21 protein-coding genes and 1 tRNA gene are annotated in these 20,375 nt (G+C 64.3%); 6 read left to right on the top strand and 16 right to left on the bottom strand.

The features are described from left to right. Nucleotides 1–71: 71 nt before the first annotated feature. The 10 genes from M1E17_RS08375 to M1E17_RS08330 all read right to left on the bottom strand — a co-directional run bounded on the left by M1E17_RS08375 (nucleotide 72) and on the right by M1E17_RS08330 (nucleotide 9,806). Nucleotides 72–148 (bottom strand) — tRNA-Pro (locus tag M1E17_RS08375). Between the two features lie 147 nt (nucleotides 149–295). Then, nucleotides 296–1,846, bottom strand: coding sequence for a ribosome biogenesis GTPase Der (gene der, locus M1E17_RS08370; RefSeq protein ID WP_457966708.1), 1,551 nt, complete (start codon nucleotides 1,844–1,846; stop codon nucleotides 296–298). A 10-nt stretch (nucleotides 1,847–1,856) separates the two neighbouring features. Continuing rightward, entirely contained in the window at nucleotides 1,857–2,537 is a 681-nt protein-coding gene (locus M1E17_RS08365; protein ID WP_457967647.1) for a lysophospholipid acyltransferase family protein, read from the bottom strand. 31 nt (nucleotides 2,538–2,568) lie between these two features. Then, the gene (gene cmk, locus M1E17_RS08360) at nucleotides 2,569–3,282 is read right to left on the bottom strand and encodes a (d)CMP kinase (protein WP_457966707.1); all 714 of its coding nucleotides are present in this window, start codon (nucleotides 3,280–3,282) and stop codon (nucleotides 2,569–2,571) included. Further along, a complete protein-coding gene (locus M1E17_RS08355; RefSeq protein WP_457966706.1) occupies nucleotides 3,282–4,391 on the bottom strand; it encodes a prephenate dehydrogenase in 1,110 nt (369 codons plus the stop codon). The genes cmk and M1E17_RS08355 overlap by 1 nt, the downstream gene beginning before the upstream one ends. Before the next feature lie 3 nt (nucleotides 4,392–4,394). Further along, nucleotides 4,395–5,651, bottom strand: coding sequence for a pseudouridine synthase (locus tag M1E17_RS08350; protein WP_457966705.1), 1,257 nt, complete (start codon nucleotides 5,649–5,651; stop codon nucleotides 4,395–4,397). Between the two features lie 111 nt (nucleotides 5,652–5,762). After that, nucleotides 5,763–6,332, bottom strand: a complete 570-nt coding sequence (scpB, locus tag M1E17_RS08345) for an SMC-Scp complex subunit ScpB (RefSeq protein WP_457967645.1) — start codon at nucleotides 6,330–6,332, stop codon at nucleotides 5,763–5,765. A 161-nt stretch (nucleotides 6,333–6,493) separates the two neighbouring features. Further along, nucleotides 6,494–7,306 (bottom strand): segregation and condensation protein A, encoded by an 813-nt coding sequence (locus tag M1E17_RS08340; protein ID WP_267278550.1) that lies wholly within the window; start codon nucleotides 7,304–7,306, stop codon nucleotides 6,494–6,496. Nucleotides 7,307–7,313: 7 nt separating this feature from the next. After that, nucleotides 7,314–8,213 carry a ParA family protein gene (locus tag M1E17_RS08335; RefSeq protein WP_267278549.1) on the bottom strand — a complete coding sequence of 300 codons (900 nt, stop codon included), beginning with the start codon at nucleotides 8,211–8,213 and terminating at the stop codon, nucleotides 7,314–7,316. 246 nt (nucleotides 8,214–8,459) lie between these two features. After that, entirely contained in the window at nucleotides 8,460–9,806 is a 1,347-nt protein-coding gene (locus M1E17_RS08330; RefSeq protein WP_457966704.1) for a cation:dicarboxylate symporter family transporter, read from the bottom strand. Nucleotides 9,807–9,947: 141 nt separating this feature from the next. Between M1E17_RS08330 and M1E17_RS08325 the strand changes: the two genes are divergently transcribed. From M1E17_RS08325 to M1E17_RS08300, 6 genes are all read left to right on the top strand, one after another. Beyond that, nucleotides 9,948–11,588: a sensor histidine kinase gene (locus tag M1E17_RS08325; protein ID WP_457966703.1), complete on the top strand. Its 1,641-nt coding sequence runs from the start codon at nucleotides 9,948–9,950 to the stop codon at nucleotides 11,586–11,588. After that, nucleotides 11,585–12,304, top strand: a complete 720-nt coding sequence (locus M1E17_RS08320; RefSeq protein ID WP_457966702.1) for a response regulator — start codon at nucleotides 11,585–11,587, stop codon at nucleotides 12,302–12,304. Before M1E17_RS08325 ends, M1E17_RS08320 begins: the two co-directional genes overlap by 4 nt. 130 nt (nucleotides 12,305–12,434) lie before the next feature. Then, a complete protein-coding gene (locus tag M1E17_RS08315) occupies nucleotides 12,435–13,076 on the top strand; it encodes a GntR family transcriptional regulator (protein ID WP_457966701.1) in 642 nt (213 codons plus the stop codon). A 10-nt stretch (nucleotides 13,077–13,086) separates the two neighbouring features. After that, the gene (locus tag M1E17_RS08310) at nucleotides 13,087–14,607 is read left to right on the top strand and encodes an MmgE/PrpD family protein (protein ID WP_457966700.1); all 1,521 of its coding nucleotides are present in this window, start codon (nucleotides 13,087–13,089) and stop codon (nucleotides 14,605–14,607) included. Further along, complete coding sequence (gene prpB / locus M1E17_RS08305) at nucleotides 14,608–15,510, top strand: methylisocitrate lyase (RefSeq protein ID WP_457966699.1); 903 nt, start codon at nucleotides 14,608–14,610, stop codon at nucleotides 15,508–15,510. 63 nt (nucleotides 15,511–15,573) lie between these two features. Beyond that, entirely contained in the window at nucleotides 15,574–16,713 is a 1,140-nt protein-coding gene (locus tag M1E17_RS08300; protein ID WP_457966698.1) for a bifunctional 2-methylcitrate synthase/citrate synthase, read from the top strand. Nucleotides 16,714–16,866: 153 nt separating this feature from the next. Here M1E17_RS08300 and M1E17_RS08295 read toward each other — a convergent pair whose 3' ends face one another. The 6 genes from M1E17_RS08295 to M1E17_RS08270 form a co-directional block, all read right to left on the bottom strand. Further along, complete coding sequence (locus tag M1E17_RS08295) at nucleotides 16,867–17,865, bottom strand: hypothetical protein (protein WP_457966697.1); 999 nt, start codon at nucleotides 17,863–17,865, stop codon at nucleotides 16,867–16,869. A 2-nt stretch (nucleotides 17,866–17,867) separates the two neighbouring features. After that, nucleotides 17,868–18,377: an RNA polymerase sigma factor gene (locus tag M1E17_RS08290; protein WP_457966696.1), complete on the bottom strand. Its 510-nt coding sequence runs from the start codon at nucleotides 18,375–18,377 to the stop codon at nucleotides 17,868–17,870. Between the two features lie 134 nt (nucleotides 18,378–18,511). Continuing rightward, nucleotides 18,512–18,997, bottom strand: coding sequence for an 8-oxo-dGTP diphosphatase (locus tag M1E17_RS08285; protein ID WP_457966695.1), 486 nt, complete (start codon nucleotides 18,995–18,997; stop codon nucleotides 18,512–18,514). 47 nt (nucleotides 18,998–19,044) lie between these two features. Beyond that, complete coding sequence (locus M1E17_RS08280) at nucleotides 19,045–19,833, bottom strand: hypothetical protein (RefSeq protein ID WP_457966694.1); 789 nt, start codon at nucleotides 19,831–19,833, stop codon at nucleotides 19,045–19,047. Nucleotides 19,834–19,835: 2 nt separating this feature from the next. Continuing rightward, nucleotides 19,836–20,033, bottom strand: coding sequence for an RNA polymerase sigma factor (locus tag M1E17_RS08275; protein WP_457966693.1), 198 nt, complete (start codon nucleotides 20,031–20,033; stop codon nucleotides 19,836–19,838). Between the two features lie 33 nt (nucleotides 20,034–20,066). After that, nucleotides 20,067–20,312 (bottom strand): RNA polymerase sigma factor, encoded by a 246-nt coding sequence (locus M1E17_RS08270; RefSeq protein ID WP_457966692.1) that lies wholly within the window; start codon nucleotides 20,310–20,312, stop codon nucleotides 20,067–20,069. Nucleotides 20,313–20,375 lie beyond the last annotated feature (63 nt).

The raw sequence follows: 20,375 nt of genomic DNA, 5'->3' as shown, positions 1-20,375 counted from the left end.
AGCCATATACCGCCGCTAAACAGCAGAGGCCGCCTCCGGATTTCTCCGGAGACGGCCTCTGCTTCCTTCTTTGGTCGGGCTGACAGGATTTGAACCTGCGACCCCTTGACCCCCAGTCAAGTGCGCTACCAAGCTGCGCTACAGCCCGTCAGTTCCGCCGTTCTCCGCTGCGTGTCAGCGCTGGATGTCCAACGTTTTCCACTCAGCAGTCCGGCCGAACCACCTCCAAAAGCTTACACGATTCCGGAGGGTGCCTGTGACATTTACGAACCGCCACAGGACTGGTGTGTCCTAATTAACGCTTCTTGCCGCGCTTTTCACGTACGCGCATGTTGACCTCGATGGGCGTGCCCTCGAAACCGAAGGTCTCGCGAAGCCGGCGCGTAATGAACCGGCGGTAGCCGGGGTCCAGGAAACCCGTGGTGAAGAGCACAAACTTAGGCGGCCGGCTTGATGCCTGGGTGCCGAAGAGGATGCGCGGCTGCTTTCCGCCGCGGACCGGGTGCGGGTGCGCAGCCACGAGCTCGCCGAGGAAGGCGTTGAGCCTGCCGGTGGGAATACGCTTGTCCCAGTTCTCCAGGGCCAGGTCCAAGGCAGGAACCAGGCGGTCCTTGTGCCAACCCGTCAGCGCCGAAATGTTGACCCGCGGGGCCCAGGCCACGTGGGCCAGGTCCTGCTCGATTTCGCGCTCCAGGTAGGTGCGGCGTTCGTCGTCCAGCAGGTCCCACTTGTTGAAGGCCAGGACCAGGGCCCGGCCGGATTCGATGGCCAGCTGAAGAATCCGGACGTCCTGCTCGCTCAGTACCTCGTCAACGGCCAGGAGCACTACGGCAACCTCGGCCTTTTCCAGCGCGGCCTGGGTACGGAGGGAGGCGTAGTAGTCTGCGCCCTGCGCCATGTGCTGGCGGCGCCGGATACCGGCGGTGTCAACAAAGCGCCAGGTCCGGCCACCGAGTTCGATGAATTCGTCCACGGGATCGCGGGTGGTGCCGGCGGTGTTGTCAACGACAACCCGCTCGGAGCCGGCCAGCTTGTTCAGCAGTGAGGACTTGCCCACGTTCGGACGTCCGATCAGCGCGATGCGCCGCGGCCCACCGGATCGCTCCAGGCCCTCGATGGTGGAGAACTCGGGGAGGGTATCCATCACGTGGTCCAGGAGATCCGCCACGCCGCGGCCATGCAGCGCCGAGACGGGGTAGGGCTCACCGAAGCCAAGGCCCCAGAGCGTGGCTGAGTCGGCTTCCTGGGCGAAGTCGTCCACCTTGTTGGCCACCATGATGACCGGCTTTTTGCTCTTGCGGAGCATCTTCATGACGCCCTCATCCGTGGCGGTAGCGCCAACGGCCGAGTCAACAACAAAAAGCACAGCGTCAGCCATTTCCACGGCCATTTCGGCCTGTTCGGCAACGCGCGCGTGAATTCCGCGGGCATCGTGCTCCCAGCCGCCGGTGTCCACCAGGGTGAAGTTGCGCCCGTTCCAGTGTGCCGAATACATCACGCGGTCGCGGGTAACGCCGGGGGTATCCTCCACCACGGCTTCACGGCGGCCGAGGATCCTGTTTACCAGGGTGGATTTGCCAACATTGGGACGGCCGATAATGGCAAGCACCGGGTCGAGCTTGACGGGACCGTCGAAGTCCTCGTCGCCGTACTCCCCGCTGAGCAGGGCAGCATCCTCGGCATCAAGGTCATAGTCGTCCAGGCCGGCACGGAGTGACGCCGCGCGCATCTCCGCTTCGTCGTCGTCCAGGGCAGCAAGCCGTTCGGCCACCTGGTCGGTGCCGGTGGGCGTGTATTCGTCTTCGCCGGTGCCGGAGTGGCCGGAGGTTTGAGTCGTATCGCTCATTGCACGTTCCTTAGTGGTCATCTGCCGGCGTCCCGGCTACTGCGTGAAGTTCTTGCGGAATATCCGCGTGGGGCAAAGGCTGCCCACTGAATTGAATGGTGTCCAGGACATGCCCTGCCAGCGCAGCGCGGATTTCCATTCCCGCCCTGTCCATTGAAGCACGGCCTGTTTCGCCGGTATTGCGGCTCAGCGTCAGGGCATTGCCGAAACTGACGTGGAACCGCCGCCCGGGTTTGGGGACCGAGTCGAGGTGTTCGTCTTCTATCCGGGTGCCCAGGATGGCGACCGGCACCACGGGAGCTCCCGAGTTCAGCGCCAGCCACGCGACACCGTTGCTGATGTCCGTTGCCTGCCCGCTCCCCCGCGTTCCCTCAGGGAGGATGCCCACGCAACGGCCGGCGTCGAGCACGTCCTTGCTCAGCAGCAGCGCCGCCCGGTCCCCGGAGCGGTCCACCGGGAGCTGCCCGGAGGCATGAAGCACCCGTCCGAGGAAACCGTTGAACATCTCCTTTTTAACCAGGATGTGCATGGGCCGCGGTGAAGCGCCGAACATCACCGGGCCGTCCAGGAAGCTGATGTGGTTCGCGGCGAAGATAACGGGCCCACCGGTGGGTACGTTGTCCCTGCCCGTGACGGACGTCCTGTACACCAGGTGATCCAGAATCCAGCCCACAGGCCGGCTCCAGGTCATGGTCCAGCGGGAGGGCACTGGTGCGCAGCGGTCAGTCACGGTTCAGGACCTTTGTGACGATGACAAGGGCGGCATCCACCGTTTCAGCGAAATCCAGCTCCGAGGAATCGAGAGTGACCACGCCGTCGGCAGCCTGGGTGAAGTTCACCACCGTGGAATCCTTGGCGTCGCGCCCGGTCACCTGGGCCGCCAACTGGTCCGCGTTCTGGGTCCCGCCCAGCTGGATGCCCCGGCGGCGGAGCCGGGCCTCTTCGCTCGCCGTCAGCAGCATCCTGACTTCCGCACCGGGGGCGACGACGGTGGTAATGTCCCGTCCTTCCACCACCATCCGGCGGTGATGCTTTTCGATCAGTTCGCGTTGGCGACGGATCAGCTCGGTCCTGGCGCCAAGCGTCGTGGCGACAATGCTTACCGCCGAGGAAATCTCCGGTTCGCGGATGGCCTCGGTGACGTCGACGCCATCCACCCGCACGAATTCCTCCAGCGGGCTGGTGCTCACGTCCAGGACAAGGTCCCTGGCGGCCTGCTCCACGGCAGCTGCCTCATTAAGGTCGATCCCGCCGTTGAGGCAAAACCAGGTCAGTGCACGGTACATGGCACCGGTATCGAGGTACGCCAGCCGCAGCCGCCGGGCAACTTCCTTGCTGACGCTGGACTTGCCGGAGCCGGAGGGACCGTCAATCGCAACGACGAGCGGCCTGCCGACGCGCAGCGCAGGCAAGGTATCAAGAAGTTCCTGTGTCATTACTGGAGTACCCGCCATCCGCGGTCGTTGAGTGCTTCGATCAGGTGGTCATGCTTGTTCGGCAGTACTGAAAGCTCCACCATGCCAACATTCTGGCCGGAAGAATGATCGAGCCGAAGGTCCTCCACGTTCACGCCGATCTCGCCGATTTCGGTAAGGAGCAGCGCGATCTGCCCCGGCTTGTCATCCACCAGGACTGTGAGCCAGGAGTAAGCCTGCGGAGGGCCGCCGTGCTTGCCTGGTATCCGGGCCTGGCCGGCGTTGCCTTCACTGATCAGCTGGGCAAGGTCAAGCCTGGCACCGGGCGCCGCGGGTGCTTCCAGCGTGCCGATGAGACGGTTGAGGTCTTCGCGGACGCTGTACAGGATCTCCACAACCTTCGGTGCGTTTCCGCCCAGGATCTGGACCCACAGGGTGGGATCACTGGCCGCGATCCTGGTGACGTCGCGCAGGCCGTTGCCGGCCAGTGAGAGGGCGTGGAGCGGCGTGCCCTGCAGGCGGCTGGCCAGCAAAGAGGACATCACCTGGGGCAGGTGCGAGACCAGTGCCACCGCTTCGTCGTGCTCGTCCGGGGTGAACTGGGATACCACCGCACCAAGATCCGTCGCCAGCGCATGCGCCGTCTGCACGGCGGCGGCTGACGTTTCCTCGGACGGGCAGAGCACCCAGGGCATGGACGTAAAGAGCTCGCCGCGGGCAGCGACGGGCCCCGATTTCTCTCGGCCCGCCATGGGATGGGTACCCACGTAGCGGGCAAGGTCCACCCCGCGGCTGCGCAGTTCGTCCAGGATGGCACCCTTAACGCTGGCGATATCAACCACCACGGAATCGGGGTAGTCAGCCAGCGCCTTTGCCACCACATCGGCAGTCACGTCGGGCGGGGCAGCCACCACCACAAGCTCCGGCTTCCCGTCGTCGAGCTCCCCCAGGGGCAGGCCGGCGCCGATATCAACGGCGACGGCCTGATTGGTGGGAGAGGTGTCCGACAGGAACACCGGCACACCGCGGCCACGCAGGCCAAGCCCGATGCTGGCACCGAGCAGCCCGGTGCCAATCACCACTACCGGCCCGTTAAGGTGTCCGCGGCCGTGCGTGCGAAATGCGGACATGCCTCAGAGTCCTACGGATGCCAGCAGGTGACCGACTTCCTGCTTGCCGAGGTTCCGGATGCTGCCCTGGCGCTGGTCGCCCAGGCCGATGGGTCCAACCTTGACGCGCACCAGGCGCAGGACCGGGAAGCCCACCTCGTCAAAGAGGCGCCGGACAATGCGGTTCTTGCCGGAGTGCAGGACCACTTCGATCAGCACGTGGCCAGGGGTGGAGTCCACCAGTTTAAAGGAGTCAACGGATGCGATGCCGTCCTCCAGCTCCACACCTGCCTTCAGCTGGGCGCCGACACCCTGGGGGAAGGGGCCTCGGACCTGGACGAGGTACGTCTTGGGCACCTCGTAGGAAGGGTGCGTCAGCCGGTTGGCCAGTTCGCCGTCGTTCGTCAGCAGCAGCAGGCCCTCGGTGGCGACGTCCAGCCGGCCCACATGGAACAGGCGTTCGCCCTGGTGGGTCTTCCGCACGAAGTCGCTGATGCAGGGACGTCCGTCGGGGTCCTCCATGGTGGACACCACGCCCTTGGGCTTGTTGAAGACCATGTAGACCAGGTTGTCATCGAGCTGGATACGGAGGCCGTCGACGTGGATAACAGCAGTTTTGGGGTCCACGCGCACACCGAGTTCGGTGACCACCTGGCCGTCAACTTCCACCCGGCCTTCAGCGATCATTTCTTCACAGACGCGGCGGGAAGCCACACCGGCCTGGGCCATGACCTTCTGCAGGCGGACGCCGTCGGCATCGTGCAGTTCGGACTGTGGAACAGCGCCGCGGGGGCCGCGCTTGCGCGCCGGCTTGCGGACGGGGCCCAGGTTCTGGCCAAAACGTTCGCTGCCGAAGGCCCGGGATGCTGCAGCGCCAGGGGCACCGGTACGCGGCTTCGGCTTGAGGGCCCCGGGCGTTCCGGGGGCCTTTTTGGCGCCCGGCTTCCGGGCAGCCGGTTTGCGCGAGGATGGCTTGGCGCTGGGCTTCCAATCCGAGGAAGCTCGCCCGTCCTGGGCTGCCGGGGCTTCATCCGGATCAATGAAGCGCTCCTCGCGCGGCCTGGGTGCCTTGAAGGGCCGGTCGCCGCCGCTGAAGCCGGCACCGCCGAAGCCGCCGCCGCGCTTGCCGGCACCACCGCGGAACCCGCCGCCTTGTGCACCTCCGCGGCTCCCGCCGCCCTGGGCGGTGTTGCGGCTCGCGCCGCCCTCTGGTGAGTTGCGTTCTGAACTGTTGCGTCCCGAACTGTTACGTGGTGAACCCTGGCGTCCCGCCTGTGTCATGACCCGTCCTTCGATATGTCGGCCGGCAAGTTGTCCAAGGACAACCCTAACCAGCCATGCAGAATTTATCTGCCCTAATGAATACTCTTGTGCGCAGGTGGGAATTCCCGCCTACATTCTTTCGGCGTCGTAGAACTCCTCGATGCCTTCCAGCCCCGGAAGATGGGGGGAAAGCTGAGGCAGGTCTGCCACAGAGCCGATCCCCATCCGTTCCAGGAAATACGACGTGGTCCGGTAGAGGATGGCGCCCGACTCGGGGTCTGTTCCCGAGTCTTCGATCAGCCCGCGCTGTGTCAGTGTCCGTACGACAGAATCAACATTGACTCCTCGAATTGCAGACACCCTTGCCCTGGAAACGGGCTGCCGGTACGCGATGACGGCAAGTGTTTCCAGCGCCGCCTGCGTGAGCCTGGCTGTCTGACCTTCCAGCACGAACCTGCCAACGACGTCGGCAAATTCCGTGCGTGAGTAGATCCGCCAGCCACCGGCGATATTCCGCAATTCAAAACCCCGGGGGCTGGAGCTGAAGCCAGCGTCGCTGGCAACGTCCGTGTCCGGGGCTTTAACAGTATAGCCGCTATACTCCTGCTGCAGTTCCGCCAGGAACTGTTCGACGACGGCGACGGTCAGGTTCAGGCCCGTTGCCAGTTCGGTGGCGGTGGCCGGCTGATCAAGAACCATCAGTACCGCTTCGATGGCGGCCTTGGCCCCGCCGGGCAGGTTTCGAACGTCCGTACCTGGCTCCGCGCCGGACCCGGCAGCCGGATCGGTACCGACAGCTGAATCGGTACTGACAGGTGAATCGGTACTGACAGGTGAATCGGCATCCGGAAAGTCCTCGTTCACTGCTGCTCCTCATATTCTTCGCTCAGGTTTTCCGTGGACCAGTCCTGGCCGTCAGCGGTCCAATGCACAGTGAGGTCCCCCAGCGGGGAAAGCTGGTCGAAGGACACCACCTTGTCCCGGAACATCTCCAGCAGGGCGAGGAACCTGGCCACCACCACCAGGGTTGAGTCTGCATCTGCAATCAGGGCCCGGAAGGACAGCGGCTTCCCCAGCTGCAGCCGGAGGCCAAGGATTTCGGCCTGTTCCCTGACGCTGACCGTGCTGCCGTGCAGATGCGCCAGGCCCACCTCGGTTGGCCTGGGCGTCTTGGGCTTCAGGGCGGCCTCGGCCAGCCTGGCAAATTGGTCCGGCGTGTGCTTCCAGACCAGTTCGGGAAGCATGGCGGCGAAGTGCTCCTCGAGGGCCACCTGGCGGGGGAACCTCTGCGCCTCCTGCTCGAGCGTGGCGCCGATCAGGCCCGCCACCTGCTTGAACGCCTTGTATTGGAGCAGGCGGGCGAAAAGGAGATCGCGGGCCTCAAGCAGTGCGATGTCTTCATCGTCCTCCACTTCGCCGGCGGGAAGCAGCCGGGCGGCCTTCAGGTCAAGAAGGGTGGCGGCGATGACCAGGAACTCGCTGGCTTCATCCAGGGCCCATTCCTCGCCGAGCTTCTGGAGCTTCCTGATGTACTTAATGAATTCATCGGTGACCGTTGCGATGGCCACCTCGGTGATGTCCAGCTGGTGCTTCGCGATCAGGCCAAGCAGGAGGTCAAAAGGCCCGGTGAAGTTGGCCAGCCGGACCTCAAAGCCGGGTTTCGTTTCAGGCACGGCCTGGCTAGGGTGCGCCACCGCGGGAGATCAGCTCTTTGGCCAGGCGGCGGTAGGCATCGGCACCGATGTGGTTGCCGGCATAGCTGGTGATGGGTTCCGCGGCGACGGTGGCGTCGGCAAACTTGATGGAGCGCTTGATGACGGTCTCGAAGACCTTGTCTCCGAAAGCCTCCACCAGGCGGGTGATGACCTCACGGCTGTGCAGGGTACGGGCGTCGTACATGGTGGCAAGCACGCCGTCCACCTGCAGGCGGGGGTTCAGCCTGTCCTGGACTTTGTCGATGGTCTCCACCAGCAGGGCGACGGCGCGGAGCGCAAAGAACTCGCAGATCAGGGGAATGATGACGCCGTGGGCGGCGGTCAGGGCATTGACTGTCAGGAGTCCCAGCGAAGGCTGGCAGTCGATGAGCACGACGTCGTAGTCGTCCTCCACCTTCTTCAGCGCACGGTCCAGGACCTGTTCCCTGGCTACCTCGTTGACCAGCTGCACTTCGGCAGCGGACAGATCGATATTCGCCGGAAGCAGGTCCACATTCTCCACGCCCGTTTGGTGAATGGCATCGCGGATGTCCACTTTGCGGTCCATCAGGACGTTGTAGATCGTGAGGTCGAGTTCGTGGGGATTGATGCCCAGGCCTGCGGACAAAGCGCCCTGGGGGTCGAAGTCCACCAGCAGGACCCTGCGGCCGTATTCTGCCAAGGCCGCGGCCAGGTTGATGGTGGACGTGGTTTTGCCGACGCCGCCTTTTTGGTTGACCATGGCGATGACACGGGCCGGACCATGGGACGACAGAGGGGCAGGTTCCGGGAATTCGCGGTACGGGCGCCCGGTGGGACCCATTACGGCGTCTTCCAGATCCAGTTCCGTGCCTTCCAGAGTTGCTGAACCCTGTTCGCTGCTCACGTATCTATCCACACTTTCGATGACGGTGATTTTTTCTGCCGCTGACTCTCCAGCGCCCATGCTTCTTTCCACCCAAGGCTACAGCGCCGACACGGCATTCCATGGAACTTGACATTTGACGGCGTTTGAGCCTTTACCTTTTACCTGAGGTCGAAGGTTGGTCCTTCCGCCGAACAGGAAACCACCCGCACAGGCTGGCCTGTGCGGGTGGTTTCCTGGCGCCGGGGCGCCTGCTTTTCACCGGATCTAGACGGTGGCGGGAACAGCCTTGCCGGGGGCCGGGCTTTCCTGGACCTCATGGTGGCCGGCGATCATGGTCGTCTCGTCGAAGGGCTCCTCGCCGGACAGGACACGGGTGACCTGCGCTCCGTCGATTTCCTTGACCCAGGTACCGATCAGGAGGGTGGCTACGGCGTTGCCGGTGAAGTTGGTCAGAGCGCGGGCTTCAGACATGAACCGGTCGATTCCGACGATCATGCCCACGCCGCCGAGCAGTTCCGGCTTGTGTGCCTGCAGGCCGGCGGCCAGTGTGGCCAGGCCTGCACCGGTGACACCGGCTGCACCCTTGGAGGCGATGATCATGAAGATCAGCAGGGATACCTGGGCGCCGAGATCCAGCGGGGTTCCCATGGCGTTGGCCACGAAGAGTGACGCCATGGTCAGGTAGATGGCGGTGCCGTCCAGGTTGAAGGAGTAACCGGTGGGTACGGTGACGCCAACAACCGGCTTGGACACACCCAGGTGCTCCATCTTGGCGATGAGGCGGGGCAGTGCTGCCTCGGAGGAAGAGGTGGAGAAGATCAGGAGGTATTCGCGGGCCAGGTACTTCATCAGCTTGAAGATGTTCACGCCGGTCACTACCTGGAGCAGGCCACCGAGGATCACCACGATGAACAGGGCGCAGGTGATGTAGAAGGCGGCCATCAGGGTGAACATGCTGACGATTGCAGCGACACCAGTCGCACCGACGACGGCGGCGATGGCACCGAAGGCGCCCACCGGAGCAAGCCACATGATCATGATGAGGATCCGGAATACCAGCACCTGGCCGTGGCTGATGGCCTTCAGGACAGGAGCACCCTGCGGGCCCATCTTCTGGAGGGCAAAGCCTACGAGGATGGCGGCGAAGAGTGTGGGCAGAACCGGAATGTCGCCCGGAATGATGCCCAGGAGGAAGGCAACGGTGCTGTCTACTTCTGCCTTCTTGTTGGGATCGTATGCTGCCAGCTTCAAACCTTCACCCGGGTGGATCAGGTTACCAACCACAAGGCCGATGCCCAGGGCGAAGGTGGACATGAGCACGAAGTAGCCCAGGGCCAGGCCGCCCACCTTGCCAACGGTTGCTGCCTTGGCGATGGAGCCAATGCCCAGGACGATGGTGCAGAAGATGATCGGTGCAATCATCATCTTGATGAGCTTGATGAAGCCGTCGCCGAGCGGTTTCAGCGATTTGCCGACCTCGGGGAATATCAGACCGACAAGGGCGCCCAGGATCACGGCGGCGATGACGGCAATGTAGAGGTAGTGGGATTTGTCCAGCCCCTTGCGGGCGGCCTTTGCAGGCGCTGCTGACTCTCCTCGTTGAGAAGCCATGATGTGTCTCCTTATGGATAATCTGGTAGACGCTTCGGCTCAGTCTCTGGGCCCTTCACGTCGGTCCGGTGTGATATCCATCATTAGGTACACCGTGACTTAGCTCACCGTTGCGTTCATATTGGTCATGGGAGGTACGAAATGATCCACCGCTGGAGTATCGCCCGCCGGCTGTTTGTGGCCAACCTGCTGATTGTGCTGGCCTTCCTCGCGATCGTGGGCACCGCAACGTTCACCGACGCCAGGGACCGCGCCTACGAGGAAGCCGGGCGCCGCATGACGGGGGTGGCTGCCGCCATCGCCGCGAATCCCCTGGTGCTCCAGGCAGCGGATGCGCCTGATCCGACGGCGGTACTGCAGCCATATGCGCTCGATGTGATGGCGGGAGCGGGCGTGGACTTTGTCACGATCATGGCCCCGGACCGCACCCGCTGGACCCATCCACGGGACGAGGAGATCGGCAGGCCGTACATTGGTTCCATCGATGCCGCACTCCAGGGCGGCGTCCTGACAGAGGTCACGGCAGGCACCTTGGGACCGTCGGTGCGGACCATCGTGCCCGTCAAGGACGCGGGCGGCAACGTGAAGGCGCTGGTGGCGGCAGGCGTCACGGTCCGGACCGTCGATGTGGCCCTGTCCAGCAGGCTGCCGGCGCTGCTGGGCATCGGGCTGGCCTTGCTCGTGGGCGGATCGGTTGCTTCGTGGCTGTTGGGCCGTTACCTCCGCAGGGTCACCCGGGGCTGGGGACCGGAACAGCTCGCTCAGCTCTTTGCCTACTACGAATCCGTCCTGCACTCCGTCCGGGAAGGGCTCATCCTGATCGACACCAAAGGCAGGGTGGTCATGTATAACGACCAGGCTGCTGAACTGCTGGGACTCGAGCCGCGGGGATCCGGCGATGATCCGTCCCAGCCGCCGTCACTGGCCGACCTCCCCCTTGCCGACAGCCTGAAGGAACTTTTTGAATCGGGGCGCACCGCCCTCGATGAAATCCATCTGACAGGACCGCGCATTGTGGTGGTGAACCAGGGCCCCGCCCTTGGTCCCGAGGCACCGGGCGGGCGCCGCCCTGCCGTGTTCGGCACGGTGGCCACCATCCGCGACCGGACGGAAATTGAATCCCTGGGCAGCGAGCTCCAGACCATGAAGACGCTCTCTGACGCCCTTCGGGCCCAAACACACGAACATGCGAACCGGCTGCACACCATGGTGTCCCTCCTTGAACTGGGCAGGACCCGCGAGGCCCTGGAGTTCGCCACAAAGGATCTGGAGCTCAGCCAGCAGCTCACCGACGAAATGATCAGCTCCGTGGATGAACCCGTCCTCAGTGCCCTCATCATGGGCAAGGCGTCCGAAGCCAACGAACGGGGTGTGAAGCTGTCGCTGAGGACCCTGGGCTCCGCCTCCCTCACGGGATTGGCAGTCCAGGACCTCGTCACCATCCTGGGCAACCTCCTGGACAATGCCATTGACGCGGCTGCCGACGGCGAGGCGCCCCGGGAGGTGGAACTAACAGTGGAGTCCGACGCCGAGGGCCTGGACATCACCGTGCGGGATTCCGGCTCCGGGGTTGATCCCGAAGCGGTGGACCATATCTTCAAGCACGGCTTCAGCACCAAAAAGGCAGGCCCCTTCGGACGCGGCGTGGGCCTGGCCCTGGTCCGGCAGGCCGTGCAGCGCCTGGACGGTACGATGACCATCACAGGGACGGACGGAGCGCAGTTCCATGTCTTCCTGCCGGCCATGGCGCCCGGCGCCGACAAAGAGGAGCAGTACCAGTGAGCGAAATCCGCGTCCTCGTAGTGGAGGACGAGCCGGTTGCCTCAGCCGCGCATGCTGCATATGTGGGCAGGCTCGAGGGATTCACCCTGGCCGGCACCGCTCCGGACGGACAGTCCGCGCTCCGCCTGCTCTCCGACTTTGCAGCCTCCGGTGACCCTGTGGAACTCGTCCTGCTGGACATGAACCTTCCCGATCTTCATGGCCTGGACATCGCCCGGCGGATGCGCGCGGCCGGAATACTCGCCGACATCATTGCCATCACGGCTGTCAGGGAACTGGCCATCGTCCGGAGCGCCGTGGCCATCGGCGTTGTCCAGTACCTCATCAAGCCCTTCACCTACGCCACCTTCGCCGACAAACTGGCCAGCTACCGCCTCTTCCGGCAACAGCTCGCCTCCCCCGAACCCGGCTCTGGTTCGCGAAGGACCGGTGCCTCACAGAGCGAAGTGGACCAGGCCTTCGCAAGCCTCCGGGCGCCATCTGAGATGCCTTTGCCCAAAGGACTCTCCGTCTCAACACTGGAGTCCGTGCAGGACTACATGAAGCAACATTCCGAGGCAGTCTCAGCCGCGGAGGTCATGGATGCGCTGGGCATGTCCCGCGTCACCGCGCGGCGCTACCTGGAGTATTTGGCCGATGCCGGAACAGTCTCCCGAACGGCCCGGTACGGGACACCGGGGCGGCCGGAGAATGAATACAAGTGGAGTGGGCGCTAACGCCGGATCTCCTTTTCTGTATACAAGAATAGCTTGCCCGTGACGCTTTTCTTACTTTTATCCTGATTTCTCACTTAAATCCGCGCTCCATGTATACACTGGACTGGACCGCGGCGAAAAAGGAGCGAAGATGCGTGCCAGCGACAGGGCCTACGCCGCCCTCCGTGAGGACATTGTGGAGTGGCGCCTTCGTCCCGGCACGCTTCTTGCGGAAGTGGAGCAGTCCGAGCGCCTGGGCGTCTCGCGCACTCCGCTGCGGGAGGCGCTGGGCCGGCTCACCGCAGAAGGACTTACGACGGCGGCGGGCGGCCGCGGCGTCGTCGTCACCGACATTTCCCTGGCGGACATCGACGAACTGTTCGAGCTCCGTGAAACCCTTGAAGGCAGGGCTGCGGCGCTGGCTGCGGAACGGGGCGATCCTGAAGAGTTCAGGCAACTGCACCGGGAACTGCTGGCGGGCAAGGACCTGATCCGCAGCGACGATCCTGCAAAGCATGAATACTACGGGCTCGTGGCGCGCCTTGACGCGGCCATCGATGCTGCAATTTCGAACTCCTACCTGGCCCAGGCCATGGGCAGCCTCAGGGTCCACCTGGTCCGGGTCCGCCGGCTGGCAGCCAACGACGCTCCACGCCTTGCCGCGGCAGCGTCCGAACACGCCGCCATTGCCGAGGCGATTGCCGAACGCAATCCCCGCCTGGCCGAGGCCGCCACCACCGTGCACCTGCACCGCAGTCTTTCCCACCTCAAAGCAACGCATACACCTCAATAGAAGGAGCCCCATGGTCAAGGAACACCACGTCCGTGTCTATAAAAGCGAGGAAAACCTGGCCCGGGAGGACCAGTTGGCGCACAAGATCGCCGTTGTCGCGGCGGATCCCGTCGAGGTGGGCGATGACGTCACCGAGATGGTGATTAACCGGATCATCGACAACGCTTCGGTAGCTGTCGCTTCCCTCAACCGTGCCCCCATCATCGCCGCCCGGGCGCAGGCGCTTAGCCATGGCCCCAGCACCGGCGGCAAAGGCGCCAAGGTCTTTGGCATCAGCGAGCGCGTCTCCCCCGAGTGGGCAGCCTGGGCAAACTGTGTGGCCGTCCGGGAGCTGGACTACCACGACACGTTCCTGGCAGCGGACTACTCCCACCCCGGGGACAATATCCCGCCCATCCTGGCGGCAGCGCAGCACAAGGGCTCCAGCGGCAGGGATCTGGTGCGCGCCATTGCCACCGGGTATGAAATCCAGGTCAACCTGGTGAAGGCCATCTGCCTGCACAAGCACAAAATCGACCACGTCGCCCACCTGGGACCATCTGCCGCCGCCGGCATCGGCACGCTCCTGGGGCTCGACGTCGAAACGATCTTCCAGTCTGTAGGCCAGGCACTGCACACGACAACCGCCACCCGTCAGTCGCGCAAGGGTGAAATCTCGACGTGGAAGGCCCACGCCCCCGCGTTCGCAGGAAAAATGGCCGTGGAAGCTGCCGACCGCGCCATGCGTGGCCAGACCTCCCCGGTGCCGATCTATGAAGGCGAAGACGGCGTGATCGCGTGGATGCTTGACGGCCCTGACGCCTCCTACACCGTTCCGCTGCCCACCCCCGGCGAGGCCAAGCGCGCCATCCTGGACACCTACACCAAGGAGCACTCCGCGGAGTACCAGGCTCAGGCATGGATCGACCTGGCCCGGAAACTGCATAAGGACCATCCTGAGGCCACCGACCCGGCGAACGTACAGTCCGTGTTGATCAAGACCAGCCACCACACCCACTACGTCATCGGATCCGGAGCCAACGACCCCCAGAAGTACAGCCCGACAGCCAGCCGCGAGACCCTTGATCACTCGATCCCGTACATTTTTGCTGTCGCCCTGCAGGACGGCGCCTGGCACCATGTGGACTCGTACTCACCGGAACGGGCAGCGCGGCCGGACACCGTGGAACTGTGGCATAAGGTCACCACCGAGGAAGACGCCGAGTGGACCCGCCGGTACCACTCCCTTGACATCAACGAAAAGGCGTTTGGCGGCTCGGTGGAAATCACCCTCGCCGACGGCACCGTCGTCACCGACGAAATCGCCGTCGCCGATGCCCACCCGCTGGGCGCCCGCCCGTTCGCCCGCGAGCAGTACATTCACAAGTTCCGTACCCTCGCCGCCGGCCTCGTGGAGGAGGCCGAAATCGAACGGTTCCTCGCCGCCGTCGAACGCCTCCCCGAACTGGCCGCCGGGGAACTGGACCAGTTGAACGTCACGGCCGCGGCCGGAGTCATTGATTTCGGTGCCGCCCCCAAGGGGCTGTTCTAAATGCTGTACTCGGCCGTCACCCCCGAGCAGAAGCGGATCACCCTGCGCGAACTCCTCGCCTCCGGAACCATCCAGCAGTTCCCCGGGGCGTTCAATCCGCTCTCCGCCCGGCTCATCGGGGAGAAGGGCTTCGCCGGTGTCTACATCTCCGGCGCAGTGCTCGCCAACGACCTGGGGCTGCCGGACATCGGCCTGACCACCCTGACCGAGGTAGCCACCCGCGCCGGGCAGATCGCCCGCATGACCGACCTGCCCTGCCTGGTGGACGCCGACACGGGCTTCGGTGAACCGATGAATGTGGCCCGCACAGTCCAGGAACTCGAAAATGCCGGCCTGGCGGGCCTGCACATCGAGGACCAGTTCAATCCCAAACGCTGCGGCCACCTGGACGGGAAGAACGTGGTGGACCTTGACACCGCCACCAAGCGGATCCGGGCTGCCGTGGACTCGCGCCGCGACCCGAACTTCCTCATCATGGCCAGGACCGACATCCGGGCAACCGACGGGCTGGAAGCCGCGCAGGACAGGGCCAAGGCCCTGGTGGACGCCGGAGCGGACGCGATCTTCCCCGAAGCCATGAAGGACCTTGCCGAATTCCAGGCGATCAGGGATGCGGTGGACGTTCCCATACTGGCCAACATGACGGAGTTTGGCCAAAGCGCGCTCTTCACGGTGGACCAGCTCGCTGCTGCCGGCGTCAACATGATCATTTATCCGGTGACGCTCCTCCGTAGTGCCATGGGCGCCGCGGAGCGTACGCTGGAATCGATCAAGGCTGACGGAACCCAGGAGGCGCAGGTCGGAACCATGCTGACGCGTGCGCGCTTGTATGACCTCGTTGACTACGAGGCCTACAACCGCTTCGATACCGGAATCTTTAACTTCCAGATACCCGGTAAGTGATCCCTCAAACAGTTTCCGGCCGCAGGCCGGCACAACAGGCGACAGGAACAAAGGAGATTCAGCGTGGCTGAACAGGACATCAAAAAGGGCCTCGCCGGCGTCGTGGTGGATTACACCTCCGTCTCGAAGGTCAACCCGGATACCAATTCGCTGCTGTACCGGGGCTATCCGGTGCAGGAGCTGGCTGCCAGGTGCAGTTTTGAGGAAGTGGCCTACCTGCTGTGGAACGGTGAGCTCCCCAACGCGGAGCAGCTGGCCGAATTCACCGCGCGGGAGCGCGCCGGCCGTGCCCTGGATCCGGTGGTCAAACAGGTCATCGATGCGCTGCCCGTGACCTCGCACCCGATGGACGTCTGCCGGACGGCGGCTTCCGTTATGGGTGCACGGCACCCACTTACCGAAGACTCCTCCCGGGAGGCCAACATGGCCAAGGCGGTGGATCTCTTCGCCGCCATGCCTGCCGTGGTGGCCTACGACCAACGACGCCGTCACGGTCAGGGAGCAGTTGAACCCCGCGATGACCTGGGCTATTCGGCCAACTTCCTGTGGATGGCCTTCGGCGAGGAGCAGGTCCCGGAGGTGGTGGAGGCCTTCAACGTCTCAATGATCCTGTACGCCGAGCACTCCTTCAATGCCTCGACGTTCACGGCACGGGTCATCACCTCAACGCTTTCAGACCTGCACTCCGCTGTCACCGGAGCCATCGGGGCGCTCAAGGGAGCACTGCATGGCGGAGCCAACGAGGCCGTGATGCACACCTTCGACGAAATCGGCATCCGGCCTGAAGAGTCAATGGAGGAGGCAGCCGCGAGGGCCAGGACCTGGATGGAGGACGCCCTGGCCAAGAAAAAGAAGGTCATGGGATTCGGCCACCGCGTCTACAAGCACGGCGATTCCCGCGTGCCCACCATGAAGGCCGCCCTGGATAAGATGATCGCGCACTACGGGCGGCCCGAGCTCCTGGGCCTGTACAACGGCCTGGAATCCGCCATGGAGGAGGCAAAGGCCATCAAGCCCAACCTCGACTATCCGGCCGGGCCCACGTACCACCTGATGGGGTTCGACACCCCCACCTTCACTCCCCTGTTCGTCGCCAGCCGGATCACCGGCTGGACGGCCCACATCATGGAGCAGCTGGACTCGAACTCCCTGATCCGTCCGCTGAGCGAATACAACGGCGCCGAAGAGCGGCACGTCCCGTAGCCGTCGGCTTGCCGGACCAACAACACAAGTCGGTACCACCAGCTCAGCCCCACCATCTAAAACCACGACGGCGGCCCGGTCACCTTTCAAAGGTGACCGGGCCGCCGTCGTGTTGGCGCCGTCGTATGCCCTCGTATGCGCCGTCCTTGGCGCCTAGTCCGCCTTGATTGCCAGCGACGTGATCATTCGTTTGACGTTGAGGTACTCCGGAGTCTGCATGTAGGCGCGTGCCTCCTCCAGCGAACGGAACGTCTTGCTGTTCGCGGTGCCTGCCGCGCCGGCGTTCACCTGGACGTTGTCGGCGAAGGAGTACATTGGGGCTTCCGCAGGGCCGTTGACCACGTTGTAGAACATGCAGCTCTTTCCATCCACACCGGCAGCGCTGCTGGTGATCCCGTAGGAGGCAGTGACTTTGTCCCCCTCGACCAGGGCGCGGAAGGTAAACCGGGGTGTGATGACGTTGGACGCCGCCGGGTTGTACGGCAGGGCGAGTTCTACCGAATCAAGGACGGAATAGGGCACGGGCGGCGTTGAGCAAACGCCACCGATGCCACCGGAGGCCCCGTAGTGAAGGGCGGCCATCTCCTTCCCGGCCTGGTCCCTGACCACGGCGTCCACGGCAGGATAGTCCGGGTTGATCGTGTGGGGCTGCTGCACGCTCCAGTCGGCGGGATACTCAAAGGAGATCCTGCCGTCGGCACTGAGGTACGTCTTCCACGCTTGCGCAGGCGGCGCGGAAGCGGTCACGGGAGGCGCCGCCGGCGCAGCAGCGGAAGCCCCGGTAGAGGGGACCGGGCTGGGAGTAGGCGTTGGCGTTGGCGTTGGCGTTGGCGTTGGTGAGATGCTGCTGCTCACGGTGGGTGAGGCAGTGGCGGTGGAGGTGCCCGCCGGCGCCGGTGCGGAGGTAAGAGGTCCAAGGTTGAGCGACACCAGGACCCCTGCCGTAACCGCGGCCGCGGCAACGCTCAGCAGTCCTGCGATCCTGTGACGGCGCTGCCTCCGCTCTGCCAGGGTGGGAACGTTCGGGGACACCCTGTCGGCGAAGACCTCCGGCCGGGAAAACATTGCGCGAAGGGCCTCTTCGCCGTCCGAAGCAACGGGTTTGCTGGCAACGGGGTCAGCGTCTGAAACGAGATTCCTGATGATATCCATGATTAGGCCCCCACTTTCTGGTCGATTGGTTCACAAAGAGCCGGCAGGAGCTTGCGGAAAGCTTCCCTGGCGCGGTGCAGGCGCACCTTGGCCGAAGTCTGCGTGCACTGCAGTACCTGGGCGATCTCAACCACCGACAGCCCGTCCCAGTAGGCCAGCTGGAGAACGTCCCGGTCCTTTTCCCGCAGCGCCATCAGCGCTTGCTCCACTGACATGTTGTCGCTGACCGATCCAGGCCCATCAGCTGCGGACGCCACCAGGCGTTCCTGCAGCGCACGCTGGCGGTCCCGGCCCCGGTAGGCGTTGCCGATCAGGTTGCGGGCAACGGTGAACAGCCACGCAATCTCGATCCCGGAAGTGCCGTCCCACTTTTGCCAGGCGATCCGGAAGACGTCTGCCGCCAGTTCCTGGGCCAGTTCGGGATCATTCACGCGCCGTTGTACGAACGTGTGGATCCGTGGATAGCTGTCCTTGTACAAGGCGATAAACGCCAACTCGCGCTCTGAAAGCACCTTTCCCCCTGAAATGCGTTGTGTCCTGACTTGCAGGCTGACCGTGTAGTTTCCGGCTGCCGGCGAATGGTTACAGGCTGGCCGGAAGAATCTTTTACGGGCGCCGCGGCCTGAGCAGCCAGGTCGGCCGTTTGTCAGCGGGTTGTGTAATCGAGCACTTCACGCACAGTCTCGTTGTCCTCGTTCAGCACCACCACGAGGTGCAGCACCGAGCCGTTAAGGGCCAATGGGAGCCAATGGGATGCATCCTGCCACATCCTGTCCACGGGAAGGGACCCGACGTCGAACCATTCGGGCAGGATTTCGGCGCTTTCGGCCGGCTCCCCCGCCCACCGGGCTGCAACGAACAGCCTGGTGGTCATGTTCCACTCCGGGCGCGCAGGGAAGTCGAACACCACCACGCCGGCGTCGCGCAGATCCTCCTGCAGGACCACAACGCCGGATTCCTCGTGCACTTCCCGGCATGCGGCTTCGGCGTCGGTCTCGCCAGGTTCAACGTGGCCGCCCAGGCCCACGATCTTTCCCCGCCCAAAGCCGGTCTTCTTGGTACCCAGCAGGACCTGGGGCACGCCGGCAACATCCCGGGTCAGGAAGCACAGCGTTACGGCTACTGCTGTCATCCCCTAACCCTATAGCGTGGCGCCTCAGTGCACGGCGAAAGTGCTGCTCAGGAGGCGTCGGCCGGGCCTTGTCCCACAAGTTGCGGGCGGAGCTCAACGGGGATGCCTTTCTGAGCGAATTCCTGGTCCATCGCTTCCTGCGCAGTCACCCGTTGACCGTTTTGCGAGACATCATTGTTGAGGGCGTGGAATTCCCAGCTGAAAACCGTGGACCAGGGCGCCTGAACGTCAAAGACAAACCTGCCATTTTGCAGCTTGGCGATGCGGTACCAGGCGTTTCCGCCGTCGAGCTGAAGTGCCCTGGTGCCGTCGTCTGAAACCGAGTAGGCCAGCCAACCTTCGGCGCAGCCCAGCACGGTGTAATAGCCCTGCTCCGTTTCGGCGATCGGCCCGATGGTCCTGGCCGGCGTATTCGCGGGCTGGTCAATGTTGGCAACGACGCACGGGACGCCGCCGGTGGTCAGCGCTGGCTGGGCTGTAACGCCCGGAAGTGCTGTGGCAGGAGGAGGTGCTGTGGCCGTGGCGGTGGGACTCGACGGGGGCGGGGTGGCGGTGCTTGGAGCAGTTATGGCGTTGGTGGTGGCTGCGGGCGCGGGGCCCGGCTGCGGCGCCCCCATTCCGCCGGCAAGGACAACGGCTCCGACCACCGACGCGGCCGCGACTGCGACAACTGCCGCGCGGATACCTGCCCGGCGGGCGGCCCTGTGCCCTGACAGCGGAACCACATTGGGGTCATCAGTGAAGACGGCGGAGCGGGCGGCTGCAGCTGCCGCAGCGGTTCGTGGCTCCCCCACCAGTGGCTTGGCATCCTTCATGAGCTGTTCGATCCGGTCCATGGCTAGCCCTTCCGTTCTGTCATGAGTTGCGCTGGGGCTGCGCTGGCGAATGCCCGGCGGGCCCGGTGAAGGCGGACGGCAGCCGCCGAGGGGGAACAGCCCAGCGTCTGGGCCAGTTCGGCGGTGCTCAGATCGTCCCAGTAGCTGAGCATCAGGACCTCCCGGTCCCGGTCCTTGAGCTGTAACAGGACCTCGGCCACAGCGGCCTGCTGGTCATCCTCGGAGCCCGGAGCCTAGATGCGGGCCTGGTCCTTCAGCCGATCGATGAGTTCAAGGCGGCGACGGCGGCCCTTGTACTCGTTGCTGAGGACTCTCCGGGCGGTGGCGAGCAGCCAGCCGATGCCGGGCGGTTCCACCGGCTGCTTCTCCCAGGCGATCCTGAAGACGTCTGCCGCCAGTTCCTCGGCGCGCGGCAGGTCATTGATGCGGTAGGCAATGTAGCGGTAGACGCGCGTGAAATGCTGAGTGTGCAGATCCATGAAGTCATGTTCACTGGCTGCCAACATAATGTTCCCCCCGGCATCGGATGACGATGGTTGTTA

Source organism: Arthrobacter sp. D1-29 (assembly GCF_054130585.1).
This window is presented reverse-complemented; position numbering and strand designations above follow the sequence as displayed.